This is a genomic window from Nonomuraea insulae, assembly GCF_042656245.1.
Map to the genome: position 1 here is coordinate 22,333 of NZ_JBHSPA010000108.1, position 25,379 is coordinate 47,711.

The 25,379-nt window shown below is 68.9% G+C and carries 25 protein-coding genes; 17 read left to right on the plus strand and 8 right to left on the minus strand.

The window, feature by feature from the left end:
• Positions 1 to 28: 28 nt before the first annotated feature.
• From ACFPZ3_RS60285 to efeB, 7 genes are all read left to right on the plus strand, one after another.
• Positions 29 to 1,309 carry an extracellular solute-binding protein gene (locus ACFPZ3_RS60285; protein WP_379523470.1) on the plus strand — a complete coding sequence of 427 codons (1,281 nt, stop codon included), beginning with the start codon at positions 29 to 31 and terminating at the stop codon, positions 1,307 to 1,309.
• Complete coding sequence (locus ACFPZ3_RS60290; protein ID WP_379523471.1) at positions 1,306 to 2,265, plus strand: carbohydrate ABC transporter permease; 960 nt, start codon at positions 1,306 to 1,308, stop codon at positions 2,263 to 2,265. The genes ACFPZ3_RS60285 and ACFPZ3_RS60290 overlap by 4 nt, the downstream gene beginning before the upstream one ends.
• On the plus strand, positions 2,262 to 3,110 hold the full coding sequence (locus tag ACFPZ3_RS60295) for a carbohydrate ABC transporter permease (RefSeq protein WP_379523472.1): 849 nt from the start codon (positions 2,262 to 2,264) through the stop codon (positions 3,108 to 3,110). The genes ACFPZ3_RS60290 and ACFPZ3_RS60295 overlap by 4 nt, the downstream gene beginning before the upstream one ends.
• 4 nt (positions 3,111 to 3,114) lie before the next feature.
• The gene (locus ACFPZ3_RS60300; protein ID WP_379523473.1) at positions 3,115 to 4,482 is read left to right on the plus strand and encodes a glycoside hydrolase family 5 protein; all 1,368 of its coding nucleotides are present in this window, start codon (positions 3,115 to 3,117) and stop codon (positions 4,480 to 4,482) included.
• Between the two features lie 84 nt (positions 4,483 to 4,566).
• Positions 4,567 to 5,394 (plus strand): iron uptake transporter permease EfeU, encoded by an 828-nt coding sequence (gene efeU, locus ACFPZ3_RS60305; protein WP_379523474.1) that lies wholly within the window; start codon positions 4,567 to 4,569, stop codon positions 5,392 to 5,394.
• 12 nt (positions 5,395 to 5,406) lie between these two features.
• Positions 5,407 to 6,528, plus strand: a complete 1,122-nt coding sequence (gene efeO / locus ACFPZ3_RS60310) for an iron uptake system protein EfeO (protein WP_379523475.1) — start codon at positions 5,407 to 5,409, stop codon at positions 6,526 to 6,528.
• 13 nt (positions 6,529 to 6,541) lie between these two features.
• A complete protein-coding gene (gene efeB, locus ACFPZ3_RS60315) occupies positions 6,542 to 7,822 on the plus strand; it encodes an iron uptake transporter deferrochelatase/peroxidase subunit (RefSeq protein ID WP_379523476.1) in 1,281 nt (426 codons plus the stop codon).
• 40 nt (positions 7,823 to 7,862) lie between these two features.
• Here the strand turns inward: efeB and ACFPZ3_RS60320 are convergent, their stop codons facing one another.
• The 3 genes from ACFPZ3_RS60320 to ACFPZ3_RS60330 are packed head-to-tail and all read right to left on the minus strand — an operon-like array spanning position 7,863 to position 10,274.
• Positions 7,863 to 8,213 (minus strand): hypothetical protein, encoded by a 351-nt coding sequence (locus tag ACFPZ3_RS60320; protein ID WP_379523477.1) that lies wholly within the window; start codon positions 8,211 to 8,213, stop codon positions 7,863 to 7,865.
• A complete protein-coding gene (locus ACFPZ3_RS60325; RefSeq protein WP_379523478.1) occupies positions 8,213 to 8,674 on the minus strand; it encodes a hypothetical protein in 462 nt (153 codons plus the stop codon). The genes ACFPZ3_RS60320 and ACFPZ3_RS60325 overlap by 1 nt, the downstream gene beginning before the upstream one ends.
• A gap of 37 nt (positions 8,675 to 8,711) precedes the next feature.
• Complete coding sequence (locus tag ACFPZ3_RS60330; protein ID WP_379523479.1) at positions 8,712 to 10,274, minus strand: hypothetical protein; 1,563 nt, start codon at positions 10,272 to 10,274, stop codon at positions 8,712 to 8,714.
• 85 nt (positions 10,275 to 10,359) lie between these two features.
• Here ACFPZ3_RS60330 and ACFPZ3_RS60335 point away from each other — a divergent pair, with 85 nt between their 5' ends.
• Together ACFPZ3_RS60335 and ACFPZ3_RS60340 are read left to right on the plus strand one after the other, a co-directional pair.
• Entirely contained in the window at positions 10,360 to 11,184 is an 825-nt protein-coding gene (locus ACFPZ3_RS60335) for an SDR family NAD(P)-dependent oxidoreductase (protein ID WP_379523480.1), read from the plus strand.
• 116 nt (positions 11,185 to 11,300) lie between these two features.
• Positions 11,301 to 12,794 carry an alpha/beta fold hydrolase gene (locus ACFPZ3_RS60340; RefSeq protein ID WP_379523481.1) on the plus strand — a complete coding sequence of 498 codons (1,494 nt, stop codon included), beginning with the start codon at positions 11,301 to 11,303 and terminating at the stop codon, positions 12,792 to 12,794.
• Here ACFPZ3_RS60340 and ACFPZ3_RS60345 read toward each other — a convergent pair.
• On the minus strand, positions 12,772 to 13,164 hold the full coding sequence (locus ACFPZ3_RS60345; protein WP_379523482.1) for a VOC family protein: 393 nt from the start codon (positions 13,162 to 13,164) through the stop codon (positions 12,772 to 12,774). The genes ACFPZ3_RS60340 and ACFPZ3_RS60345 overlap by 23 nt on opposite strands.
• Positions 13,165 to 13,224: 60 nt before the next feature.
• On the opposite strand from ACFPZ3_RS60345, the gene ACFPZ3_RS60350 reads away from it, so the two are divergent.
• Entirely contained in the window at positions 13,225 to 13,722 is a 498-nt protein-coding gene (locus ACFPZ3_RS60350) for a MarR family winged helix-turn-helix transcriptional regulator (protein WP_379523483.1), read from the plus strand.
• An 11-nt stretch (positions 13,723 to 13,733) separates the two neighbouring features.
• On the opposite strand, the gene ACFPZ3_RS60355 is transcribed toward ACFPZ3_RS60350, so the two are convergent.
• Positions 13,734 to 14,873, minus strand: a complete 1,140-nt coding sequence (locus ACFPZ3_RS60355) for an FAD-dependent oxidoreductase (protein WP_379523484.1) — start codon at positions 14,871 to 14,873, stop codon at positions 13,734 to 13,736.
• A gap of 97 nt (positions 14,874 to 14,970) precedes the next feature.
• Here ACFPZ3_RS60355 and ACFPZ3_RS60360 point away from each other — a divergent pair, with 97 nt between their 5' ends.
• The 7 genes from ACFPZ3_RS60360 (at position 14,971) to ACFPZ3_RS60390 (ending at position 21,656) form a co-directional block, all read left to right on the plus strand.
• Positions 14,971 to 15,570, plus strand: a complete 600-nt coding sequence (locus tag ACFPZ3_RS60360) for a TetR/AcrR family transcriptional regulator (RefSeq protein WP_379523485.1) — start codon at positions 14,971 to 14,973, stop codon at positions 15,568 to 15,570.
• An 83-nt stretch (positions 15,571 to 15,653) separates the two neighbouring features.
• Entirely contained in the window at positions 15,654 to 16,739 is a 1,086-nt protein-coding gene (locus ACFPZ3_RS60365) for an ABC transporter ATP-binding protein (protein ID WP_379523563.1), read from the plus strand.
• Positions 16,732 to 17,826 (plus strand): ABC transporter ATP-binding protein, encoded by a 1,095-nt coding sequence (locus ACFPZ3_RS60370; RefSeq protein ID WP_379523486.1) that lies wholly within the window; start codon positions 16,732 to 16,734, stop codon positions 17,824 to 17,826. Before ACFPZ3_RS60365 ends, ACFPZ3_RS60370 begins: the two co-directional genes overlap by 8 nt.
• The gene (locus ACFPZ3_RS60375) at positions 17,823 to 18,737 is read left to right on the plus strand and encodes a carbohydrate ABC transporter permease (RefSeq protein WP_379523487.1); all 915 of its coding nucleotides are present in this window, start codon (positions 17,823 to 17,825) and stop codon (positions 18,735 to 18,737) included. Before ACFPZ3_RS60370 ends, ACFPZ3_RS60375 begins: the two co-directional genes overlap by 4 nt.
• A gap of 5 nt (positions 18,738 to 18,742) precedes the next feature.
• The gene (locus tag ACFPZ3_RS60380) at positions 18,743 to 19,576 is read left to right on the plus strand and encodes a carbohydrate ABC transporter permease (protein ID WP_465263607.1); all 834 of its coding nucleotides are present in this window, start codon (positions 18,743 to 18,745) and stop codon (positions 19,574 to 19,576) included.
• A 3-nt stretch (positions 19,577 to 19,579) separates the two neighbouring features.
• A complete protein-coding gene (locus ACFPZ3_RS60385) occupies positions 19,580 to 19,852 on the plus strand; it encodes a DUF2160 domain-containing protein (protein ID WP_379523488.1) in 273 nt (90 codons plus the stop codon).
• Between the two features lie 19 nt (positions 19,853 to 19,871).
• Entirely contained in the window at positions 19,872 to 21,656 is a 1,785-nt protein-coding gene (locus ACFPZ3_RS60390) for an ABC transporter substrate-binding protein (RefSeq protein WP_379523489.1), read from the plus strand.
• A gap of 52 nt (positions 21,657 to 21,708) precedes the next feature.
• Here the strand turns inward: ACFPZ3_RS60390 and ACFPZ3_RS60395 are convergent, their stop codons facing one another.
• From ACFPZ3_RS60395 to ACFPZ3_RS60405, 3 genes are read right to left on the minus strand one after another with little or no spacing between them, the layout of a single operon-like run.
• Positions 21,709 to 22,797: a dienelactone hydrolase family protein gene (locus tag ACFPZ3_RS60395; RefSeq protein ID WP_379523490.1), complete on the minus strand. Its 1,089-nt coding sequence runs from the start codon at positions 22,795 to 22,797 to the stop codon at positions 21,709 to 21,711.
• Positions 22,787 to 24,067 carry a Gfo/Idh/MocA family protein gene (locus ACFPZ3_RS60400; protein ID WP_379523491.1) on the minus strand — a complete coding sequence of 427 codons (1,281 nt, stop codon included), beginning with the start codon at positions 24,065 to 24,067 and terminating at the stop codon, positions 22,787 to 22,789. The genes ACFPZ3_RS60395 and ACFPZ3_RS60400 overlap by 11 nt, the downstream gene beginning before the upstream one ends.
• Positions 24,068 to 24,076: 9 nt before the next feature.
• Complete coding sequence (locus tag ACFPZ3_RS60405; RefSeq protein ID WP_379523492.1) at positions 24,077 to 25,363, minus strand: extracellular solute-binding protein; 1,287 nt, start codon at positions 25,361 to 25,363, stop codon at positions 24,077 to 24,079.
• Positions 25,364 to 25,379: the final 16 nt, after the last annotated feature.

Consider the following 25,379-nt stretch of genomic DNA (forward strand, 5'->3'; position numbering starts at 1 on the left):
CGCCACTCAGCTGAGGAAGGGAACCCCTATGAAACGTAGTCTCGTCTTAGTGGCCGCCGCCGTGCTCATGGCAGGTTGTGGCGGCGGTGGGGGGAACGCTCCTCAGCAAGGCACGAGCGGCTCCCCCGAGAAGGTCACGCTGGAGTGGTGGCACCTGTCGACCGCCGAGCCCCTCAAGTCGCTCTGGGCGCAGCGGGCCAAGGAGTTCGAGGCCAAGAACCCGAACGTCACGATCAAGGCCACCGTTCTGGAGAACGACGCGTACAAGGCCAAGCTCACCACGATCACGCAGTCCGACAAGGCCCCCGACATCTTCGCCTCGTGGGGCGGCGGCGTACTGAAGCAGCAGATCGACGCGGGACTGGTCAAGGACATCTCCGCCGACACCGCCGACGTGCTGCCGACCTTCACGCCGGCGGCGCTGAGCGCGTACCAACTGGACGGCAAAACCTACGGCCTGCCCACCGACATCGGCCTGGTCGGTTTCTGGTACAACAAGAAACTCTTCGAGAAGGCGGGCATCACCGAAGCCCCCGCCACCTGGTCGGGGTTCCTTGACGACGTCAAGAAGCTCAAGGCCGCGGGCGTCACGCCGATCGCGCTGGCCGGCAAGGAGAAGTGGCCCGGCCACTACTACTGGGCCTACCTGGCCCTGCGCATCGCCGGCCTGGACGCGCTCAAACAGGCCGCCACCGACCACGACTTCACCAAGCCCGACTTCGTCGCCGCCGGGCAGCAGGTGAAGGCGCTGGCCGACCTGCAACCGTTCCAGAAGGGCTTCCTGGGCGCCGCGTACTCCACCCCCGACGGCCAGTCCGCCACCGTGAGCAACGGCAAGGCCGCCATGGAGCTGATGGGCCAGTGGGCGCCGAGCGTGCAGACAGACTCGGGTAAGGGGCTTGGCGACGACCTCGGCTTCTTCCCGTTCCCGGCCGTCGAGGGCGGCAAGGGTTCGGTCGGTGACGCGTTCGGCGGTGGCGGCGGGCTGGCCGTGGGCGCGGACGCGCCGAAGGAGGCCGTGGAGTTCGTCGAGTTCATGACGGAGATGGGCAACCACTCCAAGGCCGTCGAGTCCGGTGGCGTGCTGCCGGTGCTCAAGGGCGAGGAAAGCGCGGTCAAGGACCCCAACCTCAAGCAGGTGGCGACCCTGCTGGCCGCCGCCAGCGGCTACCAGCTCTACCTGGACCAGGCCTACCCGCCCGCCGTCGGCCAGCAGGTCAACGACAGCGTGGCCGAACTGATCGCCGGCACGAAGACGCCGCAAGAGGTCGGCGCGGACATCACCGAAGTGGCCAAGAGCGAAGAATGACGACGCTCACGAAAGGGCCGGAGGCGCTCAAGCTTCCGGCCCCCGCCCCTGCCACCAGGCGCCGTGGGCGCTGGGTGACCATCGCCCTGTTCATGCTGCCGGCGCTGGTGCTCTTCCTCCTGCTGGTCGTGGCCCCCATGCTGGTGGCCCTGTATTCGAGCGTGTTCAGGTGGAACGGCTTCGGCGGCCTGCCGTCCAACTTCATCGGCCTGGACAACTTCACCCGGCTGTTCACCAGCGAGATCTTCGCCCAGGATCTGTGGCACCTGCTGGTCCTCGTGCTGCTGTCGATCTTCGTGCAGCTGCCGTTCTCGCTGGCCATCGCCATGCTGCTGAACCAGCGCATGCGCGGGCGGGCGCTCTACCGGGTGTTGTTCTTCGCGCCGTACGTGCTCAGCGAGGTCATCACCGGCGTGTTGTTCTCGCTGATCCTCTCGCCCGGCAGCGGCCTGGCGACCCGGGTGTTGTCGGTGTTCGGACTGGAGTCGGAGTTCCTGGCCGATCCCAACACCGTGATGCCCGCCCTCTTCCTGGTCATGACCTGGAAGTACTTCGGTTTCCACATGATGATCTATCTCGCCGGGCGGCAGAACATCCCGAACGAGCTCATCGAGGCCGCCCAGATCGACGGGGCCACGGGCTGGAAGACGTTCAGGCACGTCACGCTGCCGCTGCTCGGCCCGACGATCCGGATCAGCATCTTCCTGTCCGTCATCTACACCATTCAGCTGTTCGACCTGGTCTGGATCCTCACCGGCGGCGGGCCCTCGCACTCCTCGGAGACGATGGCCGTCACCATGATGGACTGGGGCTTCAAGCGCTCCCAGGTCGGGTACGCCAGCGCGATCAGCGTCGTGATGTTCGCGCTCAGCCTCGTCTTCGCCCTCGTCTACCAGCGTTTCGTCATGCGCCGGGACCTGGAGGGCGCGACGACGTCCCTGGGAGGCCGGCGATGAACCACGGCAAGCGGAGCCCGGCCAGACGGCGGCGCAACACGCTGCCGCTGCACGTGATCGCGGTGATCGTGGGCGTGTTCATGGTCATCCCGGTCTTCTACGCGCTGCTCGGCGGGTTCAAGGAGAACAGCGAGCTGTCCGAGAACCCGTTCGGCCTGCCCGAAGCGTGGATCACGGCGAACTACACCGACGTGCTGGGCTCGGGCTCGTTCTGGCTGCAGGTGTGGAACAGCACGTTCATCGCCGTGATCACGACCGTGCTGACGGTCGCGCTGGCGGCGCTGGCGGGGTTCGTCTTCGCCAGGTTCGCCTTCCGGGGCAGGGAGTTGTTCTTCACGCTGTTCACCGCGGGGCTGATGTTCCCGTTCGCGGTGGCCATCCTGCCGATCTTCGTGCTGCTGCGCACGTTCGGGCTGCTGGACAACCCGCTCGGCGTCATTCTCACGCAGGCCGCCTTCGGCCTGCCACTGACGATCATCATCCTGCGCGGCTTCTTCCGCAGCATCCCGGGTGAGATCGAGGAGGCGGCCACGATCGACGGGTGCACGCCGTTCGGGTTCTTCTGGCGGATCCTGCTGCCGATGGCCAGGCCCGCCATGGCCACCGTCTCGGTGCTGGCCATCGTGGGGAGCTGGAACAACTTCATGCTGCCGCTCGTGGTGTTCAGCGACGAGGCGAGCTGGACACTTCCGCTCGGCATCCAGCAGTTCCAGGGCCAGTACGCCTCCGACACCGCCCGCATCCTGGCCTATCTCATCCTGGCCATGGTGCCCGCGCTCGGGTTCTACGCCATAGCGGAACGACACCTGGTCGGTGGTCTCACCGCCGGTGCGACGAAGGGGTGACTTCGTGCTTCACGTATCCGGAACCCAGCTCGTCCGGGACGACGACACACCGGTACGCCTGCGGGGGGTGGGTCTCGGGGGCTGGATGAACATGGAGAACTTCATCACCGGCCACCCGGCCAACGAATCCTCCATGCGGGACGCCGTGCGCTCCGTCCTCGGCGACGACCGGGCGGAGCTGTTCTTCGACCGGCTGCTGACCTCGTTCTTCACCGAACAGGACGCGGCCCTGCTGGCCGGGATGGGCATGAACTGCGTGCGCATCCCGGTCAACTACCGTCACTGGGAGTCCGACGACCGGCCCCTGGAGCTCGACCCGCGCGGCTTCCGCCACCTGGACCGGGTGATCGACCTCCTGGGCGAGCACGGCGTCTACAGCGTGATCGACCTGCACGCGCTGCCCGGCTCCCAGAACCAGCACTGGCACTCGGACAATCCCACCCACATGGCCGGGTTCTGGCAGCACCGGCACTTCCAGGACCGGGCGGTGCACCTGTGGGAGGTGATCGCGGACCACTACCGCGACCATCCCTGGGTGGCCGGATACAACCCGGTCAACGAGCCTGGGGACGTGTCGGGCAAGGCGATCGGCCCGTTCTACGACAGGCTGGTCAAGGCGATCAGGGCCGCGGATCCGCATCACATCCTGTTCCTGGACGGCAACACCTACTCCACCGATTTCTCGATATTTCGTGAGGTGTATGAGAACACCGTCTTTGTTCTCCACGACTATGCGCTGGCCGGTTTCGCCCACGGTGGCCCCTATCCGGGGTACACCCGCGGTAAGTGGTGCGACCGCGGCGAACTGGAGCATACGTTCGCCGAACGTTCCCGCTTCCAGCGCGAGACCGGCACCCCGCTGTGGGTGGGCGAGTTTGGGCCCGTCTACACCGGCAAGCCGGACATGGACGCCCAGCGTTACCAGATCCTGCGGGACCAGCTCGAGATCTACGACGGGCAGGACGTGGGCTGGTCGTTGTGGACGTACAAGGATGTGGGGCTGCAGGGTCTGGTGCACGCCGCGGGGCCGTACCTGGACAGGTTCGGCGACTTCATGGCCAAGAAGCAGCGGCTCGGCGTGGACCGCTGGGGCTCGACGATGGAGGAGTCCGCGGACGTGCTGGCGCCGCTGCACGAGCTGATCTCCTCGGAGTTCCCCGGCTGGGATCCCTACCCTTGGGGCGCCCGCTACCAGGCCGACGACCTGATCAGGCACATCCTGCTGGCGCAGGCGCTGTTGCCCGAGTACGCGGGGCTGTTCGGCGGGCTCGGCGACGACGACCTCGTCGAGCTGGCCGACTCGTTCCTGCTGGAGCGATGCGTACGCCGCCAGCCCCTGCTCGACCTGCTGTCCGGCAACCTCCAAGGATGAGCTGTCGTTCTGGGAGCTTGCGCAGGTTTGCTTTGCCTGTCCTAATTTAGGCAAGGCTCTCCTCGGGCAGGCGGTGAGCGAACGGTGTTCGCCAGTTATCTCATCGGACTACGCGAAGGGCTCGAGGCGGCGCTCGTCGTCTCGGTCCTCGTCGCCTTTCTGGTCAAGAGCGGCCGCAAGGACCGGCTGCCCCACGTCTGGGGCGGGGTCGGCGCGGCCGTCGTGTTGTCGGTGGCGTTCGGGGCGCTGCTGACCTTCACCGCGGCACGCCTGGACTACACCGGGCAGGAGCTGTTCGAGGCGATCACCTCGCTGCTCGCGGTCGTGTTCGTCACCTGGATGATCTTCTGGATGCGCCGGGCGGCGCGGGCGCTCTCCAAGGAGTTGCGCGGCAGGCTGTCGGAGGCGCTGGAGCTGGGCTGGGTCGCGGTGGTCGTGATGGCGTTCCTGACCGTCGCCCGCGAGGGGCTGGAGACGGCGCTGCTGTTCTTCGCCTCCGTGCAGGGGGCCACCGCGACGGCGCAGCCGCTGATCGGGATCTCCCTGGGGCTGGTCACGGCCGTGCTGATCGGGTGGGGCATCTACCGCAGCACCGTGACGATCAACCTGACCCGGTTCTTCACCTGGACGGGCATACTGCTGATCCTCGTGGCCGCAGGGATCTTCAAGTACGCCGTGCACGACTTCCAGGAGGCGGGCGTGCTGCCGGGCCTGAGCACGTATGCCTTCGACATCAGCGCGGTCCTGCCCGCCGACTCCTGGTACGCGGCCCTGCTGACCGGCATGTTCAACATCACCCCGCAGCCCAGTGTCGCCGAGGTCGTGGCGTGGGCCGCGTACCTCGTCCCCACCCTCTTCCTCTTCCTGCGACCCCAGCGCGTCAAGCCCACCCCCGCGCCCGCCTCGGCCTGAACGGGAGTCATCATGCCTACCGCGATCCGCCTGTCCGCCGGCGCGCTGGCCCTGGCGGCGATGGCCGCCTGCGGCTCGGGCCCCGCGCCCTCCCCCTCCGGACCCGGCAAGATCACCGTGGCCGCGTCCGACACCGAGTGCAAGGTGGCCGCCACCGAGGTCGCGGCGGGCACCACCACGTTCTCGATCACGAACGGCGGCAGCAAGGTCACCGAGTTCTACGTGTACGCGCCGGGCGACCGCGTCATGGCCGAGGTCGAGAACATCGTCCCGGGCCTGACCAGGGAGCTCATCACCGAACTGCCCGCGGGTGCGTACGAGACGGCGTGCAAACCCGGCATGATCGGCAAGGGCCTCCGGAACGCGTTCAAGGTGACCGGCGAGCACAAACCGCTCAACGCCGACGCCAAGCTGGCCGAGGCCACGAAGAGCTACCAGCGCTACGTCAAGTCGCAGACCGACACGTTGCTGGTCAAGACGCAGGAGTTCGTGGACGCGGTCAAGGCCGGGGACATCGGCAAGGGCAAGGAGTTGTTCCCGGTGTCGCGTACGTACTGGGAGCGCATCGAGCCGGTCGCGGAGATCTTCGGTGACCTCGACCCCGCCATCGACGGCCGCGAGGCGGACCTGGCCGAGGGTGAGGAGTGGACCGGTTTCCACCGGATCGAGAAGGATCTGTGGATTCACCGGGACATCAGCAAGAGCGGCCCGATGGCCGACAAGCTGATCGCCGACGTCAGGACCATCGTGGCCAAGGCCAACGCCACCCCCCTGACCCCGCTGAACCTGGCCAACGGCGCCAAGGAACTGCTCGACGAGGTGGCTACCGGGAAGATCACCGGCGAGGAGGACATCTGGTCGCACACCGACCTGTGGGACTTCGACGCCAACCTCGAAGGCTCCAAGGCGGCCGTGCAGGCGCTGCGGCCGGTGCTGGAGGAGCGGGCTCCCGACCTGGTCAAGACGCTGGACGAGAAGTTCGCGGCGGCGGAGGCGGCGCTCGCGGCGCACCAGAAGGGCGACGGGTGGCGGCTGCACGACGAGTTGTCCAAGGCCGAGCTGAAGACGTTGTCCGACACGATCAACGCGCTGGCCGAGCCGATCAGCAAGATCGCGCCGGTCGTCGCGAAGTAGGGAGGCGGGCACGATGACGACCGACGGGCAGGGCTCCGCGAAGGAGCGGGTGAGCAGGAGGAAGGTGTTCGGTCTCGGCGCGGCCGGGGCCGCCACGCTGGGCGCCGGGATGGTGGCGGCGAACACGCTGCTGGACGAGCCGCCCCAGGCGCACGCCACCTCCACCTCCGACCCCTTCCCCTTCTACGGCGAGCACCAGGCCGGGATCGTCACGCCCGCGCAGGACCGGCTGCACTTCGTGGCCTTCGACGTCACCACGGACAAGCGGGCCGAGCTGGTGGAGCTGCTGCAGGAGTGGACGGCCGCGGCGGCGCGGCTGACGCAGGGGAAGGAGGCGGGCTCGTACGGGGCGGTGGGCGGTGCTCCTGAGGCGGCGCCGGACGACACGGGCGAGGCGCTCGGGTTGCCGGCGTCGGGGCTGACGTTGACGGTCGGGTTCGGGACGTCGCTGTTCGACGACCGGTTCGGCCTGGCGAGGCACCGCCCGGCCCCCCTGACCGATTTACCGAAATTTCCGAAAGACCAGCTCATTCCGGAAATTTCCGGAGGCGACCTTTGCGTCCAGGCTTGCGCGCACGACCCGCAGGTCGCCGTGCACGCCATCCGCAACCTCGCCAGGATCGGCTTCGGCAAGGTCTCCGTCCGCTGGTCGCAACTCGGCTTCGGCCGTACGTCCTCCACCTCCCGCGCCCAGAGCACCCCACGCAACCTCATGGGCTTCAAGGACGGCACCAACAACCTCAAACTGGAGGACTCCGGCCTGCTGCGCGACCACCTCTGGGCGGCGGCCCAGGACGGCAGCCCGTGGATGGCGGGCGGCGCCTACCTGGTCACCAGGAAGATCCGGATGATGGTCGAGACCTGGGACCGTACGTCACTGGCCGAGCAGGAGCAGATCTTCGGCAGGAACAAGGGCGAGGGGGCGCCGCTGGGCAAGCGGGCGGAGTTCGACCCGCTGGACTTCGCGGCCAAGGGACCGGACGGGGAGCCGCACATCAAAAGCGACGCTCACGTACGCCTGGCACACCCGAGCTCCCACGCCGACGCCCGCCTGCTACGGCGCGGCTACAACTTCGTGGACGGCTCCGACGGCCTCGGCCGCCTGGACGCGGGCCTGTTCTTCATCGCCTACCAGCGCGACCCGCGCAAACAGTTCGTGCCCGTGCAGATGGGCCTGGCACGCAACGACCCGCTCAACGAGTACATCAAACACGTCTCCAGCGCACTTTTCGCCTGCCCACCAGGCGTTCGGGACGGCGGAGACTACTGGGGCCGAACCCTTTTCGAGGGATGATCCTCAAGTTTCCGGCAGGAGGGATCCGCCGAACCACGCCCTACCGGGCTCGCCGCTGATCGGTCTGCTTCGGGTGTCCCGTCCCGGCACGGGTGATCCACAAGGTGCGTTCCTCGTCATCCACCGCGTACCACAGCCGACCACCGGACGTGGCTTCATACTGCCACTGTTCGAGCGGCTGGCCGCCCATCTTGACGACGCCGAGCGCCCCCTTGAGCGGATGCTGGCGGCAGTCGACTCGTCGCGGATCACCGGTGATGGCCACCCACGCCCGGTCGAGGTTCTCCGGGGCTTGAGCGAGCAGATGCTGCCAACCTTCAGCCGCGCGCCGGTCCGCGAAGCGGACGCGCCAGGGATGTGGCCGCGGAACATCATCCCCCCGCCCCGGCATCAGGAGTCGCCTTTCGGGCGGGGAACCTCCGCACCGTCCCCGGAGAAGGGCCCTTGGAGCTCACGGGCGAGTTCCGGATCGCTCCAGATCACCGCAGTCGATCGCCACGAGATCAGCGCTCGGGCGAAGGGCAACAACTCTCCCGTGTCCGCCCCCGCGATCAGGTGACCGAGAAGTTCGCGGACGCACTCACGCCGTTCCGTCTCCGGCAGCCACATGAGCCAGGCAAGCTCCTCGGCCAGCACTTCCTCCGCGAGATCGCCGTTCCGGCGGGCCACTATCGCCAGCGCCCTCGCGGCGATGCGCAGACTGGCCACACCCGCCTCGAATCGTTCTGCCCGCATGAGGATGAGGTTCTCGTCATCGCGCCGTTCGAGGATGACGTCGGCATTGTCGAGAGTCGGCAGCACCTCAGAAGGTCCTCTGAGGAACGTGCTGTACGGAAAGCACTTCGTGGCCATGCTGAGCAGCATATCTGAAGTAGTTCAGATGCGCTGCTCAGCGCATCACATAAGCGCTCGTGCTCGACTGTCCGGCCGCGTTGGTGGCCGTAATGGAGGTCCACTCCCCCGTGGGCACGTACGGGGCCCAGGCCGACTCCAGGCGCCCCCGCCCGTACCGCTCCTGTTTCACCTCGACCCCGCCGAACCGCAACACACCGCCCCGCAGGTTGTGACCCTCGACGAGGATGCCGGGTCGTCCGTTCATGTCCTTGCGGGACGCCCCGACGATGATCGGCTGTTGCCACCCGGCCGCGATGTCGTCGGCGAGTGATGGTGTGTCGTAGCGGGCCTGGCAGGTGAAGAACGGGTCCCAGCCGTAAGAGATGATCTTCGAGGCGTGTGTCCCCGCCGCCATGATCTGCTGGTCGAGCCGGCTCTTCGTGGTACGTCCGCGCAACGGCAACGGATCCACCCGCCCGCACTCCCCTGCCGCGGGGGAGGGTTCGAAGCCTTCGATGTTCACCCAGAGCTCCACCCCGTCCGGCACCCGCCGGGCCGCCGCCTCGACGTAGTCGCCGGTGGAGCCGTAGTAGGCCTGCGCGTTGCTCACGTCCCCCACCACCGGCACCAGCCGCGGGGCCACCTTGGCGCCGGCCTCGTGCGGCCCGTACACCGGCACCTTGCCCGTGCCCCGCCCGTCCTGCACCGCGATCGCCATGGGCATCCCGGCCCGTGTGCCCGCGATGTCCGCGAGCCCCTCCTCGACCTGCGCGGGCGGGAAGCCGCGGCCTCTGCGGGCGTCGATGTACGGGCTGACGACGATCTTCTTCCCGGGCAGCGCGGAGGCGACGACCGCGTGCTGGGCCCCGTACAACGAGATGATCGGATCCTTGTCCGATCGCGCCCGCATGGCCAGCTCGAACGACTGGTACACCCCGCCGAACGCCGCCAGCCCCTTGAACCGCTCCCGGTAGTCCGCCAGCACCCGCCCCGTGAACGCCCTGAGCGCGGCGAGGTGCGTGAGGTCGGGCTCCCACGGCTTGTCCGCGCGCTGCGGGGCGGCGGGCAGGCCGGGGAAGACCGTCATGCCGTACGCCGACGCCTCCCGCACCAGGTTGCCCAGGCCGTCGCCGTCGGTGGAGACGAGCACCAGGTCGTGCTCGGGGTCGGCGCAGGAGGTGGCCAGGGAGAGCCGGTAGAAGATCCGGCCCCTGCTCTCGATCCGCCGGTCGATCCCCGGGCAGCGCAACATGCTCTGCCCGAACTCCTCGCTGGTCGCGTACGTGTAGACCTGGCGCACCCGCTTGCCGGGCAACTCGGCGCACGGCCGCCCGTCCACGAGACAGTCGGCGAAGTCCTCCTGATCCGAGGAGAACCGCGGGCCGAACGTGATCAGCGTGTCGCCGCCGATGGCGTGGACGGCCTCCACCATGCGCTGTGTGACGCACCGGTCGGCGCGCGGCATGACCCAGTAGCCGGTCACCGCGTAAGGGGCCACCACGCGGGTGTCGCGGGACGGGCACTCCTCCGGCCGCGGATCCTCCGGAAGGACCAGGCCCACCGCGAAAGCGACGGCCACCACCAGCCACAGGATCCGGTGCACCCACGCCCCTTCCACGCGACCTCCAGCCTACGCACCACACCCCCGGTGCGAGCTGCCGCAGCGTGATCGCGGACAATGGCGAGCAGGGGGGTGGGACATCGTGCGCATCGATCTCAGCGGCAAGACCGCGCTGGTCACCGGCTCGACCCAGGGAATCGGGGCGGCCATAGCCACCGGACTGGCCCGGGCGGGAGCCCGCGTGGGGATCAACGGCCGCAGCGAGGGCTCGGTGGCGACGGCCATCGAACGGATGGACGACGAGCGCATCGAGGCCGAGCGGACCGGCGGCGAGCGACTGCACTACGACCTGGTCGCGGCGCCGGGCGACGTCTCGGCGGACGACGGCTGCGAGCGGGTCGTACGGATGTTGCCGCACGTCGACATCCTGGTCAACAACCTCGGCATCTTCGAGTCCAGGCCCGCGCTGGAGATCGGCGACGAGGAGTGGCGGCGCTACTTCGAGGTCAACGTGCTGACCGCGGTGCGCCTCACCCGCGCCTACCTGCCCGCCATGAAGGATCGCGGCTGGGGCCGGATCCAGTACATCGCCAGTGACTCCGCCATCGTCGTCCCGATCGAGATGATCCACTACGGCATGAGCAAGACGGCGCTGCTGGCGGTCTCCAGGGGGTTCGCCAAGGAGGCGGCGGGCAGCGGCGTGACGATCAACTCGGTGATCGCGGGGCCGACGCACACCGGGGGCGTGGAGGACTTCGTCTACCAACTCGTGGACCGGGAGTTGCCGTGGGAGGAGGCGCAGCGGGAGTTCATGCGGCTGCACCGCCCGCAGTCGCTGCTCCAGCGCCTGATCGAGCCCGAGGAGATCGCGAACCTGGTGGTCTACCTGAGCTCGCCCCTCGCCTCGGCGACGACGGGCGCGGCGGTGCGGGTGGACGGCGGGTACGTGGACTCGATCCTTCCCTGAATTCCCTGAAGGTCCCCCCTGAAGGTTCTCCCCCAGAGGTCCTCCCCTGAAGGTGGCTCGCGGGCTCCCACTGCCGGGGGATGTGGCGTACGGGGGGTCACGGCCAGCCTGAGGGCATGATCCTCCACACCCTGCTCGCGGGCGCGCTGTCGCTCGGTGCCCTGGTGGCGACCCCCGCCGAGAGCATCACCTGGCGGGAATGCCCGAAATACTCCGACGACGTGCTGCGCGGGCGCGGGCTCGCCGAGAAGGACTTCCCCGAGTTCAGGCGCCTGTCAGGGCGTACCGAATGCGGCACCCTCAGCGTCCCCCAGAATTACGCGGACCCGGACGGCAAGCAGATCAGCATCGCCGTGACCAGGCTGAAGGCCACCGACAGGAAGCGGCGGCTGGGCAGCCTGGCGGTCAACCCGGGCGGGCCGGGCGGCAGCGGCTACCTGATGCCCATCGAGCTCGTCATGTCCGGCATGAAGCTGAACGAGCGCCACGACCTGATCGGGTTCGACCCGCGCGGGGTCGGCTACAGCACCAGGGCGGAGTGCCGGCTGTCGGTGAAGCCACCGCCGCCGGGGCCGATCACCGAGGAGGTGGCCAGGACGGCCTACGACGAGACCGCCGCGGCCAACCGCGCGTGCGCCACGTCGAACCCCCTGATCGGCCAGCTCACGACCGCGAACGTGGCCCGCGACCTCGACCGCGTCCGCGCCGCCCTGGGCGAGCGGAAGATCGGCTTCCTGGGCGTCTCTTGGGGCACCTGGCTGGGCACGGTGTACCGCAGCCTGTTCCCCGCCAGGGTGCGGCGTATGTGGCTGGACAGCCCGGCGCTGCCCGTGCCCAAGATGGACGTCTTCACCGAGGTACGCGCGATGGCCGCCGACCGCGACTTCCTGCGCATGGCCGCGTGGATCGCCAGGCGCGACGACACCTACGGATTCGGCACGACGAAGGCCGGCGTGGTGTCCGCGCTGACCCGGCTGCGCGAGAAGTACGCCGACCACCCCATCACCTTCACCGACCTCGACGTCACCATCGACGGCCGGATGATCGCCGAGGCGGCGGGGCAGCCGAGCGTGGCCTGGCCCGACGTGGCCGAGGTGCTGAAGGAGCTGGTGGACGCCACCGGCCCCGAGGCGCCGCCCGCGCTCAAGCGGATCTTCGGCGAGGGCCGCCCGCCCATGCCGGACGACGCGCCGGAACGCCAGAACCCGGTGGTCAACGTCTCGATCTTCTGCAACGAGGATCTGGGGCCGCACACGTTCGAGTCGGCCTGGAACGCCTACCGGCAACGCCTGGAGCGTTACCCGGTGACCGGAGAGGCCACCGTGCCCATCCCGATGTGCGCGGGGTGGCCGCTGCCCCCGAAGGCGCCGAAGTTGCGGCACAGCGACGGCTCGCTGGCGTTGTCGGGGCACCTGCATGAGAGCCCGTCGCCGTACGAGTGGACGCTGGAGACCCAGAAGGCCATCGGCGGGCGCGTGGTGACGATCGACGACGACATGCACGGCTCCGCCCTGCAGACTCCCGGCTGCCAGACGAAGGTGGCCGCCTACTTCGACACCGGCCGCGTCCCTGACACGTGCCCCGGCTTCAGTACGACTGCAGCTCGATGAGGTTGCCCTCCGGGTCACGGAGGTGCGCGGTGCGCAGGGTGGGCGCCCAGTCAGGGCGGTCCTGGGGCGGGGCGGCCACCATGGCGCCGTGCCCGGCCAGGCGGGCGGTGGCCCCGTCCACGTCGTCCACCTTCATGACCAGCATGGCCGTGTCCTGAGCGGCCTGCGGCAGATGCCCGGCGCCGACGGCCTCGGCCAGGCGGTCGCGGGCGAACAGGACCAGCCCGGCCTCGCCACCGATGTCCCAGTTGGCGTAACCGGGCAGGACCTTCACCGGCTCCACGCCCAGCAGGTCGCGCAGTGCGGCCCGATAGAACGCGACGGCCGTGGGGAAGTCGCGGACCAGGAGGCGGGGGTAGAGAGCGTCCATTCTGAACCTCCAAAACAGTTGGTAGTCACCAATGATTGGTAACAACCTACACTTGGTCGCATGGATCTTCCGCCGACCCTGCTCGCCACCACGACCTTCGTGCTGCACAAGGTCGGGGCGGCCGGCCGGCGGGTGCTGGCCGGGCGGCTGGCGGACGAGGCGGGGCTGAGCCTGTGGGAGTTCGCGGCGCTGGCGGCGCTGGCCGACTTCGGGGCGTCGGCACAGCGGGAGGTGGGCGACCGGCTCGGGCTGGATCCGAGCGACATGGTGCGGCTGATGGACGGGCTCGTGGCGGCGGGGCTGGCCGAGCGCGATCGTGATCCGGCCGATCGGCGGCGTTACCGGGTGTCAGTGACGCCGTCCGGCCTGGACGCACTGAACCGGGCGCGTTCCCTGGTCGAGAAGGTGGAGCGCGAGACGCTGGCCCCACTGACGCCCGCCGAGCGAACGCGGCTGCGCGAGCTGGTGACCAAGGTCTTCACCGGCGGGCAGGCGAGCACAGGCGGGCAGGCAGGCACAGGCGACGTAGGCGAGCACAGGCAGGGAGGCGGCCGGTAGCGGGTGAGCGGTCAGCGGCGGTCGAGGCCGGAGAGTTGCCAGGCCAGGCGGCGGCGTACGGCGGGAAGGCGGCCCGCGAGGCCCAGCACCGCGTTGCGCAGCGGCCGCAGGGCGGCGCCGGTCGTGGCCAGCGTGGTCAGCCTGCTCGCCAGCCCCACCACCTTCTCCGCCACCGGCCGGCGCGCGGCGGCGTAGACGTCGAGCAGGTCGCCGGAGCCGCCTTCGAGCACCTTGGCCAGCGCCTCCCCCAGCATGACGGCGTCCTCGATCCCGAGGTTCATGCCCTGCCCGCCGGCCGGCGAGTGCACGTGCGCCGCGTCGCCGGCGAGCAGGATCCGCCCGTCCCTGTAGGTGTCGGCGATCCGGTGGTGGACGCGGAAGCGGGAGCCCCACACGACCTCCTCCACCACGGCGGGCTCGGCCTCGGGCCCGCGCGCGTCGAGCAGCCGTTGCACGAAGGCCGCGTCGGGCTCGTGCGGGGCCTCCTCCACGGTGGCCACGATCCGGTGGATCCCGTCGGGCAGGGGCGCCACGACGACCAGGCCGTCGGGTGAGAAGTACAGGATGACCTCGTCCTTCGGCACGCCGCCGCTCAGCCGCACGTCGGCCAGGGCGAACGACTCGGCGTAGGTGCCGCCGGTGAAGCCGATGCCGGCCTGCTCGCGTACCGCGCTGTGCATGCCGTCGGCTCCCACCAGGTAGGAGGCACGCAGCGTGCGGCCGTCGTCGAGGGTGGCGGTGACGCCGGAGGCGTCCTGCGCGATCGTGGTCACCAGGGCGGGACGCAGGACGCGCCCGCCCAGCTCCTCCAGCCGGGCCAGCAGGAACGCCTCGGTGTCCGCCTGGGAGATCATCAGCGTGTACGGGTAGCGCGTCGGCAGCCCTTCGAAGGGCACCCCGACCAGCAGCCGGTCGCGGTCCCTGATGGTGAAGCGGGGCATGTGCAGCCCGCGCGCCTCCAGGGCGGGCGTGACGCCGTACGGCTCCAGCAGCTCCAGCGTGCGCGAGTGCACGACGGCGGCCCTGGAGGTGTTCGCGCCCTCGGCCTGCCCGTCCACGATGACGACGTCGTGGCCGAGCCGGATCAGGACGATGGCGGTCGTGAGTCCCACGGGGCCCGCGCCGACGACGAGCACGTCAGTGGTGATCATGTCTCCTCCTCAGGAGTCAACGCTTGTAGGCCAACACCTGTTGACGCTAGAACGCGGCACCTGGAATGTCAACAGATGTTGGCCTACAGTCGTGGGCATGAGGAGATCTGCGACCGAGACGAAGGCGGGCATCCTGGCCGCGGCGCGGGAGCGGTTCGCCGCCGACGGCTACGACCGGGCCACGATCAGGGCCATCGCCGCCGACGCCGGCATCGACCCGGCCATGGTCATGCGGTATTTCGGCAACAAGGAGCGCCTGTTCGCGGCGGCGAGCGAGTTCGACCTGAGGTTGCCCGACGTACGGGACCTGCCGCGTGGCGAGATCGCCGCCACGCTCGTGCGCCACTTCCTGAACCGCTGGGAGTCCGGCGAGAGCCTGCGGATCCTGCTGCGTACGGGGATCACGAACGAGTCCGCGGCCGAGCGGCTGCGCTCGATCTTCGCCGAGCAGCTCGTGCCCGCGGTGGCCGCGCTGTCGCCGGACCCGGAGCGGGACCCGGAGCAGGCCCCGGAGCGGGCCCCGACGCGGGCGGGGCTGGTGTCGGCGCACCTCCTCGGGATTGCCCTATGCCGATATGTCCTGAAATTTCCGCCGTTGACCGCCATGAGCAGGGAAGAAGTCGTCGCGGCGATAGCCCCGGCCGTTCACGGCATTCTCGGGCTTGACTCGGCCGGAAACCACGAGTCACATCCTTAACAAGGGCCACACAAGCACTCTTTGCAGCCAGATTCAGATCATGTTAGAAGAGAGGGAAGCAGAGAGGACCGGGCACAGTGACGGTGATTCTCGATGGCGTATCCGTACGGCAGCGTGGAGAGACCTGGTTAGACCACATCAGCCTCGAATTAGCTCAGGGAATGACCACCCTCATCGGCCCGATGACGGCCGGAAAGACGACGTTGATGCGCGTCTCCGCCGGTTTGCTGACGCCCGATTCAGGTCGCGTGGTGGTCAACGGAAAAGACGTCACCAGAATTTCGGTGCGAAAACGCTCGGTCGCCTTCGTCTATCAGCAATTCATCAATTACCCGTCGCTGACCGTGCACGACAACATCGCCTCCCCCCTTCGCCTCGACCCGCGCTTCCGCCGCGAGGGCGTCGAGCGGCGGGTGCGCGAGGTGGCCGAACTCATGGGCATCACCGACCTGCTGGACCGCCGGCCCGCCGAGTTGTCGGGCGGGCAGCAGCAGCGCACCGCCATCGCCCGCGCCCTGGCCCGGCCCGTGGACCTGCTGCTGCTCGACGAGCCCCTGGCCAACCTCGACTTCAAGCTGCGCGAGCAGTTGCGCGCCGACCTCAAGACCATGTTCGCCGACTCCCCCGGCGTCGTGCTCTACTCCACCGCCGACCCGAACGAGGCCCTGACGTTCGCCGCGCCGACCGTGGTGCTGGGCGAGGGCAGGGTCGGGCACGTGGGGGACGTCGCCGACATGTACGCCCACCCGCCGACCCTCGCCGTGGCCGCCACGCTCAGCGACCCGCCGCTCAACCTGCTGCCCGGCGTCGTACGCGACGGCCGCATCGAGGTCCTCGGCACCTCCTTCCCCGCGCCCCGCGCGCACGCCACCGGCCACCACGTGGTGCTCGGCGTACGTCCCCACCAGGTGACAATCGGTCGTAATGGTCCTGGCGCACTTGAGCTACCCGCCGAGATCAGGCTCGCCGAGGTGACGGGCAGCGCGACCTTCCTGCACCTGCTCCTCCAGGGCGACCGCCACCTGGTCGCCCACCTGTCGGGCCCACAGCTCTTCACGCCGGGCGAGTCCACCACCGCGTACGTGGACCCCGCCCACGTCTTCGTCTTCGACCAGGACGGGGGACGCCTGCTGGCCACCAGCGCGGCGGAGGTGGACCTGCATGGCTGACATCCGGCTGGAGGGCGTGGGCCACAGCTACGACGGCGGCCGGACCTGGGCGGTCAAGCCGATGACGTGGACGTGGCACAGCTCCAGGGCGTACGCGCTGCTGGGCCCCAGCGGCTGCGGCAAGACCACACTCCTGAACATCATCTCCGGCCTGATCACCCCCTCGGTGGGCCAGATCTTCTTCGACGACCGCGAGGTCACCGGCGTGCCCACGGCCGGCCGCAACATCGCGCAGGTCTTCCAGTTCCCGGTGCTCTATGAGGAGATGTCCGTCTACGACAACCTCGCCTTCCCGCTCAGGAACAGGAAGGTCCCGAAGCAGGAGATCGACCGGCGCGTCCGCCAGGTCTCCGAGCTCCTGGGCCTCGACCACCTCCTGCGCCGCAGGTCACGACGGCTCGACGCGGGCCGCCAGCAGATCGTCAGCCTGGGCCGCGGCCTCGTGCGTGCGGAAGTGGCCGCCGTCCTGCTCGACGAGCCGCTGACCGTGGTGGACCCGGCGCTGAAGTGGACGTTGCGCAGCAAGCTCAAGGAGATCCACCGCGACACCGGGCACACGCTGATCTACGTCACGCACGACCAGACGGAGGCGCTGACGTTCGCCGACGAGGTGGTGGTGCTCAACGACGGCGCGATCGTGCAGGCCGGCGAGCCGGCGGAGTTGTTCCTGTCGCCGGCGCACGAGTTCGTCGGGCACTTCATCGGCTCCCCCGGCATGAACGTGGTGCCCGCCGAGGTGGTCGGCGGCGTCGTACGCGTCGGGCAGTCGGACGTCGGCGCGGTCACGAACGAGCTCCCACCCGGGCCTGTGCGGATCGGCGTGCGGCCCGAGTTCGTCCGGATCACCGAGGCCCGCACCTCCCCCGGTGTGGCGGCCAAGGTGACGGGGATCGACCGGATGGGCGCGTACGACCTGGTCCACACCCTGGTCGGCGAGCACCCGGTGATCGCCAAGACCGAGGCGGGCACCTCCTACCAGCCGGACACGGTCGAGTTCCTGCACTTCCCCGCCGATCGCACGTTCCTGTTCCGCGACGAGGTGAGGTGCGGCGCGCTGGCGCCCCTGAACGGAAGGGGTCAGGCGTGAGCGAGCAGAGCACCGCAGAGGTCGCCACGGAGGAAGAGCCGCGGGTCAGCCTGAAGCGTAAGAACAACCGGGCCTGGCTGCTGGTCCTGCCCGTGGTCGTGTCGGTGGCGTTCACCGCGGTGATCCCGCTGATGACCGTGGTCAACTTCTCCGTGCAGGACGTCTTCAGCCCCAGCGAGCGGGTCTTCGTCGGGCTGGAGTGGTTCAGGTCGATCGCGCGGGACCCGGAGGTGCGCGCGGCGCTGCTGCGCACGCTGCTGTTCTCCGCGCAGGTGCTGCTCCTGGAGATCCCCCTCGGCGTGGCGCTGGCGGTCGTGATGCCGCGCCGCGGCGTGTGGGTGTCGGTGGCGCTGGTGCTGGTCGCGTTGCCGCTGCTCATCCCCTGGAACGTGGTGGGCACGATCTGGCAGATCTTCGCCCGCGGCGACATCGGGCTCGGCGGCTGGACGATCAACAACGTGCTGGGGATCAACTTCAACTACACCCTCGACTCGACCGACGCCTGGATCACCGTGCTGCTCATGGACGTGTGGCACTGGACGCCGCTGGTGGCGCTGCTGGCGTACGCGGGGCTGCGCTCGATCCCCGAGCCCTACTTCCAGGCCGCGCAGATCGACGCCGCCTCGGCCTGGGCGACCTTCCGGCACATCCAGCTTCCCCGGCTGCGCGGGGTGCTGACGATCGCGATCCTGCTCAGGTTCATGGACAGCTTCATGATCTACACCGAGCCGTTCGTGGTGACCGGCGGCGGCCCCGGCAACGCCACCTCGTTCCTCAGCATCCTGCTGTCGAAGATCGCGGTCGGCCAGTTCGACCTGGGCCCGGCCGGCGCGTTCTCGCTGCTCTACTTCCTGATCGTGCAGATCCTCTGCTACGTCTTCTTCACCGTGCTCACCAGGTCGGGGAGGTGAGGTCCATGGCAGCGTCGAAAGACAGGACGACCGGACGGCGGCTCCCCTGGGCGCGCACGGTCTTCTGGTTGTACGTGGTCACGCTGATGTTGCCGCTCCTGTGGATGTTCGGCATGTCGATCCGCCCGAACGAGGACATCCTCGGCAGTTTCTCGCTCATTCCGCAGCGCGTGACGTTCGACAACTACGCCACCTTCTTCACCGACTCCTCCTGGTATTCGAGCTATCTGAACTCCATCATCTACACCTCGATGAACGCCGTGATGTCGCTCATCGTGGCGCTGCCGGCGGCGTACGCGTTCTCCCGCTTCCGTTTCGCCGGGGACAAACACCTGTTCTTCTGGTTGCTGACCAATCGAATGGCCCCGCCGGCGGTATTCCTGCTGCCGTTCTTCCAGATTTACCAGAGCGTCGGCCTCTTCGACACGCATCTCGGCGTGGCCATCGCGCACATGCTCTTCAACGTGCCGCTGGCGGTCTGGATCCTCGAAGGATTCATGTCCGGAATTCCCCGGGAAATCGACGAGACCGCGGCGATCGACGGCTATTCTCTGCCGCGTTTCTTCATCCGGATCTTCCTGCCGATGATCCGCTCCGCGATCGGCGTGACCCTGTTCTTCTGTTTCATGTTCAGCTGGGTCGAGCTGCTGATCGCCAGGACGATCACCTCGGTGAACGCGAAACCGATCGCCGCCACGATGACCAGGACGGTCAGCGCGGCGGGCGTGGACTGGGGCCTGCTGGCGACGGCGGGCGTGCTCACCATCGTCCCGGGCGCGATCGTCATCTGGTTCGTCCGCAACTACATAGCCAAGGGATTCGCCTTGGGGAGGGTCTAGGCAATGCAATGGATGGTCTGGACCGCCCCCACCGCCCTGGTCTTCGCCGGGCTGGCCCTCCTGCTGGTCGTCATGACGGTCTGGGCCCGCATCTCGCCGCCGGTGGCCAGGCGGGGCTTCCTGCGCATCGAGACCGATCGGGGCGACCGGCTCTACATCGGCCTGATCAGCGCCGCCGTCGTCCTGGCGGGCTGGATCGCAATCACCGACCTGTCCATGTGGCTCGCGCTCGGCTGCGCGCTGCTGGTGGCGGTCGTGATCGGCATATGGGGCTAACAGAAGAGGAGTCCAAACGATGAGGCATCGGGCAGGCAGGTCCGCGGCCGTAGGTCTGGTCGCGGTCGTCCTGATAGCGGCAGGCTGCACACAGAGCGCGGAGAAGCCCGCGAGCGACTTCAAGGAGGCCGACGGCAAGGCCGCGGCCCAGCGGTGGGTGACGCAGGAGTTCACGCCGAGCACGCTGAGCAAGGATCAGCAGCTCGCGGAGATGGACTGGTTCATCAAGGCCGCGGCCCCGTACCGGGGCATGCAGATCAACGTGGTCTCCGAGACGATCACCACGCACCAGTACGAGTCGCAGCAGCTCGCCAAGGCGTTCGCCGAGATCACCGGGATCAAGATCAAGCACGACCTGATCCAGGAAGGCGACGTCGTCGAGAAGCTCCAGACCCAGATCCAGGGCGACCAGAACATCTACGACGCCTACGTCAACGACTCCGACCTCATCGGCACCCACTCGCGCGGCGACTACGTGGTCCCGCTGTCGGACTACATGGCCGGGGAGGGCAAGAACGTCACCTCGCCCACGCTCGACCTGAACGACTTCATCGGCATCAGCTTCACCACCGGCCCGGACAAGAAGATCTACCAGCTCCCCGACCAGCAGTTCGCGAACCTCTACTGGTTCCGCTACGACTGGTTCACCGACCCGGACATCAAGAAGCAGTTCAAGGACGCCTACGGCTACGACCTCGGCGTGCCGGTCAACTGGGCCGCCTATGAGGACATCGCCGACTTCTTCACCAACAAGGTCAACGGCAACGGCACCATCGACGGCAAGAAGACCTACGGCCACATGGACTACGGCCGCAAGGACCCGTCCCTGGGCTGGCGTTTCACCGACGCGTGGTTGTCCATGGCGGGCAACGGCGACCCCGGCATCCCCAACGGCCTGCCGGTGGACGACTGGGGCATCAGGGTGGAGAACTGCCGCCCGGTCGGCTCCTCGGTCACCCGCGGCGGCGACACCAACGGCCCGGCCGCGGTCTACGCCCTGACCAAGTACGTGGACTGGCTGAAGAAGTACGCCCCCCGCGAGGCCGCGGGCATGAACTTCAGCGAGGCGGGCCCGGTCCCGGCGCAGGGCAACATCGCCCAGCAGGTCTTCTGGTACACCTCGTTCACCGCCGACATGACCAAGGAAGGGCTGCCGGTCGTCAACAGCGACGGCACGCCCAAGTGGCGCATCGCGCCGAGCCCGCACGGCGCCTACTGGAAGACCGGCAACAAGCTGGGCTACCAGGACGCCGGCTCCTGGACGCTGCTGAAGAACACCCCGCAGGACCGCCGGGCAGCGGCCTGGCTGTACGCGCAGTTCGTCACGTCGAAGGCGGTGTCGCTGAAGAAGTCGATCGTCGGGCTGACCTTCATCCGCGAGTCCGACATCAAGAGCCAGTACTTCGCCGACAACGCCAAGAAGTACGGCGGCCTCATCGAGTTCTACGACTCGCCGGCCCGCAAACAGTGGACGCCGACCGGGACGAACGTGCCCGACTACCCGAAACTGGCCCAGCTCTGGTGGCAGAACGTGGCCACCGCCGTGACCGGTGAGACCACGGCGCAGCAGTCGATGGACAACCTGGCCAAGCAGCAGGACGAGATCCTGTCCCGGCTGGAGCGGCTCTCACGCGAACAGCAGGGGTACGGCGGCCAGTGCGCGCCCAAGCTGAACCCGGAGCGCCCCGCCCAGTACTGGTACGACCAGCCGGGCGCCCCCGCGCCCAAGCTGGCCGACGAGCGGGGCAAGCCGGAGACCCTGGACTACGACAAGCTGATCGCCACCTGGAAACAGGGCAACTGAAACGGCTCCCCCAGGCACCGCCGCCCGTGGCGGGAACGGGCGGCGGTGGGCGCTAGCTCTTGAGCCGCGCCGACAACCAGTCGAAGGCCAGCTCCTGCCTGGGCACGTCGAAGCTGTGCGGCACGTCGGCGAAGACCGCCTCGTAGCCGCCGGGGGCGTGCGCGTAACGCTCGCCGATCATGGCGTGGGCGCGGCGCATGCCCTCCTCGGGGAACAGGGTGTCGCGCATGGCGTACTGGACCATGAGCGGCTCGGGCGCGCGGGCGGCGACCAGGTCGGGATAGTCGCCCAGCATCGGCAGGCCGGGCGGCCACAACATCCAGGTGTGCTTCTCGACGTGCCCCGCGAGCATGTCCCGGTAGGAGGAGACCATCGCGGCGACCACGACGGCTCTGACGTCGGGGTCGAACGCGCCGAGCAGGGCGGCCCGCAGGCCGCCTCCCGACAGTCCCACGCACCCGACCTCGCTCACGTCGGGGCGTGAGCGCAGGTAGGCCGTCGCCGCGAGGTCCTCCCCTGCGACGACGCCCGCGAACGACGTGCCCAGCACCGCGCAGTGCTTGGCCACGATGTGCTCGTGCTCCTTGGCGGCGCGGTCGTATCTGTCGGCCTCGCTGAGCTGCCCTTCAGGTCTGCCGGGTATGTCGGGTGTGTCGGGCTCGCCGAGCGGCCCTTCCGCCACGTCCAGGGGGAAGCGGCGGCTGCCCCACACGAACACGTCGTGGGCCAGCACGGCGAAACCCCGCCGGGCCAGCGCGTTGGCGAAGGCCCGGCCGCCGTAGATGGCGTCGCGCGCCCGCCGCACCTCTGGCGACGGCTCCTCGGGGCCGTCGGCGATCTTCTCCTTGCCGACCCACTTCATCCCGCCGTGGCAGTGCAGCGCCACCACCCCGGGCAGCGGCCCGGCGGCGTCGCGGGGCCGTAGCAGGTAGGCCCGCGTCCGCGGCCCGAACCCCACCGACCACGACAGCTCCTCGCCGTACAGGTCGTCCGCGGTCCAGGTCCGCTCGACCCGGACGTCGGCGGCCACGAGGTCGAGCACCCCGATGGCCTCGCGTGCCGCCACGCGCAGCTCGGGCCCCGGCAGGACCGGGTACAGCCCGCGCTGCGCGGTGGCGATCCGCGCCAGCTCAGCGAACACGGGTGCCGTCGTCCGCCAGGTGCACGGGCGCCCCGGTACGGGCCGAGAGGTTGGCCGCGTGGCCGGTCAGCACGCTGCGGATGCCGTCGCGGTAGCCGGCCTGCCGGGCCAGCGGGTCGTCGCCGGGGCCGCGGAAGACGTCGTTGAGCAGCAGCCGGTCACCGCCGCCGTGTCCACCGGCCCCGGCCACGATGGGCATCTCCTCCGGCTCGCTCCAGTGGCGGCGCAGCACCAGCCGCTCCGAGGACCCGGTCGCGTGCTCCTTGGAGGCCGCGCTCGGGTCGATGGCGGCGTGCTCAGGCGTCCACTCCCGCTCCACCACGTCCAGCTCCAGCCGCCCGGCCGTGCCGTTGAAGGCCACCCGGTATCCCTCCCACGGGGCGTGGGCGTGCAGGGAGTAGGTCATGACGGCGCGGTTGGCGTAGCGGACCATCACCGACATGTTGTCGTCGATGGTGATGCCCTCGCCGAAGACGTCCTGGTCGCGGATGTAGCCGTCCTCGTGCTCGGCATCCAGGTAGAGGCGCCTGAGCCGCTCGTCCTTGGAGATGTCCTGCAGGAACGGGTCGCTGCCCAGCCCGGGGGCGCCGTGCGCGCGCTCGGGCCGGTCGGCCAGGCCGCGCTTCCTGGCGTTCTCGGCGCCGTAGAAGCGCAGGTCGGTCTGCGCGAAGACGAGCTCGGGAGCCGAGCCGAGCCACCAGTTGACCAGGTCGAAATGGTGGGTGGACTTGTGCACGAGCAGCCCGCCGGAGTTGACCCGGTCGCGGTGCCAGCGGCGGAAGTAGTCGGCGCCGTGGATCGTGTCGAGCATCCACTCGAAGTGCACCGACGTCACCTCGCCGATCACGCCCTCCTGCAGCAGGCGGCGCACGGCGGAGTTGCGCGGCGAATACCGGTAGTTGAAGGTCACGATCAACTTGCCGGTGCTGCGCTCGGCCGCCTCGGCGATGGCCGCGCACCCGTCGGCGTCGATCGTGAGCGGCTTCTCCACGATGACGTCACGTCCCGCGTCGAGCGCCGCGCACACGTATTTCGCGTGCGTGGCGTCGACGGTGGTGACGATGACCGCGTCGGCGAGCTCGAGCATCTTGTCGAACTCATCGGCGGCGAAACACGGCACCTCCCGGCCGATCCGCTCGACGTAATAGTCCATGCGGGTTCGGTTGGTGTCGCACAGGGCGACGATGGTGCCGGCGTCGCGCCACTCCCCGAGCAGCGCGTCGACGTACATCTGCGCGCGGTGCCCGAGCCCGACGAACGCGTACCTCATGTCTCTCCTTTAACCGGCGATGGAGGCGTTCGCCTCCGTGATGAACTTCTGTGCGGCGTCGTCAGGGGTCATCCGGCCGAACATGACCTCCTCCGAATAGCGCGTGAGGATGTCCTCCATGGCGCTGGCGCCCTTCGGCGGGGCGGGGGGCGGGTCGGTCAGCTCGCCCTTGGCCTCGTCGAGGAAGGCCAGCGTCTTCTGGTCCGTCTCAGGCAGCTTGTCCTTGACCGCCGCCAGCACCTTGGAGCTGGCCGGCAGGCCGCGGTCGCTGAGGATGATCGCGCCCGCCTCGGGGTCGTTGATCATGTAGTCGATGAACTTGGCGGCCTCGGCCGCGTGCTCGCTCTTGGACGAGGCGCTGTAGAACATGGCCGGCTGCAGGAACATGCCGCCGGTGGTGGCGCCCTTGATCTTCGGCATCCGCAGCAGGTCCAGGCTCTGGCCCGACGCCTTGGCGGCCGCGCCGAGCTGGTTGCTCCACCACATGCCCATCGCGCCGGTGTTGGTGCCCAGCAGCGACTGGTCGATGCTGGTCGCGCCGATCTCCTGGCTCTTGGCCGCCTCGGGGGCGCCCTTGCCCTTGATCAGGCTCTGCATGATGCCCCACCACTCCGTGATGGTGCCGGGCGAGACGCCGAGCTTGTTGCCGTTGTAGAAGGGCTCACCCTTCTGCGCGGCGTAGATCTGCAGGTACGCGGGGTTCCAGCTCAGCTGCGTACCGGTGATCTTGCCGCCGCTGCCGGTGCTGACCTTGTTGGCCAGCGCGATGTAGTCGTCCCACGTCCACTGCTTGTCGTCGGGGACCTCCGCCTTGGACTGCTGGACCAGGGCCTTGTTGACGAGCAGGGAGAAGGCGTTGACGCCGGTGGGGATGGCGAACTGCTTGCCGTCGATGGCGCCGGTGGCCACCACCTTGGCGTCGATGTCGGCGGTGTTGACCTTGCTGGCCAGGTCGGCCAGGGTGCCGCGGTCGGCGTATTCGCGCAGGCCGCGGATCTCCAGGCTGATGATGTCCGGCGCGTCGCTGCCCGCGACCTTGGTGGACAGCGTCTCGTAGTAGCTGGCGAAGTCGGAGAACTCGCCCTCGACGTCGATGGTCGGGTTCTTCGTCTCGAACTTCTTGATGGCCTCTTCGGTCATCTTCTGCCGCGCGTCACTGCCCCAGTAGGAGAAGCGCAGCTTGATCTTGCCGTCGGCGGTCTCTCCTCCGCCACTGCCGCTGCCGCAGGCCGCGGTGACCGCCAGCACAGCGGTGGCGAGCAGCGCCGCCGACCACATCTTCTTGCCAGAGCTCACAGCTCTACCTCCTATG

What these genes read in the sequence shown, in the direction of transcription:
- ACFPZ3_RS60285 (WP_379523470.1), top strand. Translation starts at nt 29, where the DNA reads ATGAAACGTAGTCTCGTCTTAGTGGCCGCCGCCGTGCTCATGGCAGGT.
- ACFPZ3_RS60290 (WP_379523471.1), top strand. Translation starts at nt 1,306, where the DNA reads ATGACGACGCTCACGAAAGGGCCGGAGGCGCTCAAGCTTCCGGCCCCC.
- ACFPZ3_RS60295 (WP_379523472.1), top strand. Translation starts at nt 2,262, where the DNA reads ATGAACCACGGCAAGCGGAGCCCGGCCAGACGGCGGCGCAACACGCTG.
- efeO (WP_379523475.1), top strand. Translation starts at nt 5,407, where the DNA reads ATGCCTACCGCGATCCGCCTGTCCGCCGGCGCGCTGGCCCTGGCGGCG.
- efeB (WP_379523476.1), top strand. Translation starts at nt 6,542, where the DNA reads ATGACGACCGACGGGCAGGGCTCCGCGAAGGAGCGGGTGAGCAGGAGG.
- ACFPZ3_RS60320 (WP_379523477.1), bottom strand. Translation starts at nt 8,213, where the DNA reads ATGCCGGGGCGGGGGGATGATGTTCCGCGGCCACATCCCTGGCGCGTC.
- ACFPZ3_RS60325 (WP_379523478.1), bottom strand. Translation starts at nt 8,674, where the DNA reads ATGGCCACGAAGTGCTTTCCGTACAGCACGTTCCTCAGAGGACCTTCT.
- ACFPZ3_RS60340 (WP_379523481.1), top strand. Translation starts at nt 11,301, where the DNA reads ATGATCCTCCACACCCTGCTCGCGGGCGCGCTGTCGCTCGGTGCCCTG.
- ACFPZ3_RS60345 (WP_379523482.1), bottom strand. Translation starts at nt 13,164, where the DNA reads ATGGACGCTCTCTACCCCCGCCTCCTGGTCCGCGACTTCCCCACGGCC.
- ACFPZ3_RS60350 (WP_379523483.1), top strand. Translation starts at nt 13,225, where the DNA reads ATGGATCTTCCGCCGACCCTGCTCGCCACCACGACCTTCGTGCTGCAC.
- ACFPZ3_RS60355 (WP_379523484.1), bottom strand. Translation starts at nt 14,873, where the DNA reads ATGATCACCACTGACGTGCTCGTCGTCGGCGCGGGCCCCGTGGGACTC.
- ACFPZ3_RS60360 (WP_379523485.1), top strand. Translation starts at nt 14,971, where the DNA reads ATGAGGAGATCTGCGACCGAGACGAAGGCGGGCATCCTGGCCGCGGCG.
- ACFPZ3_RS60370 (WP_379523486.1), top strand. Translation starts at nt 16,732, where the DNA reads ATGGCTGACATCCGGCTGGAGGGCGTGGGCCACAGCTACGACGGCGGC.
- ACFPZ3_RS60380 (WP_465263607.1), top strand. Translation starts at nt 18,743, where the DNA reads ATGGCAGCGTCGAAAGACAGGACGACCGGACGGCGGCTCCCCTGGGCG.
- ACFPZ3_RS60385 (WP_379523488.1), top strand. Translation starts at nt 19,580, where the DNA reads ATGCAATGGATGGTCTGGACCGCCCCCACCGCCCTGGTCTTCGCCGGG.
- ACFPZ3_RS60390 (WP_379523489.1), top strand. Translation starts at nt 19,872, where the DNA reads ATGAGGCATCGGGCAGGCAGGTCCGCGGCCGTAGGTCTGGTCGCGGTC.
- ACFPZ3_RS60400 (WP_379523491.1), bottom strand. Translation starts at nt 24,067, where the DNA reads ATGAGGTACGCGTTCGTCGGGCTCGGGCACCGCGCGCAGATGTACGTC.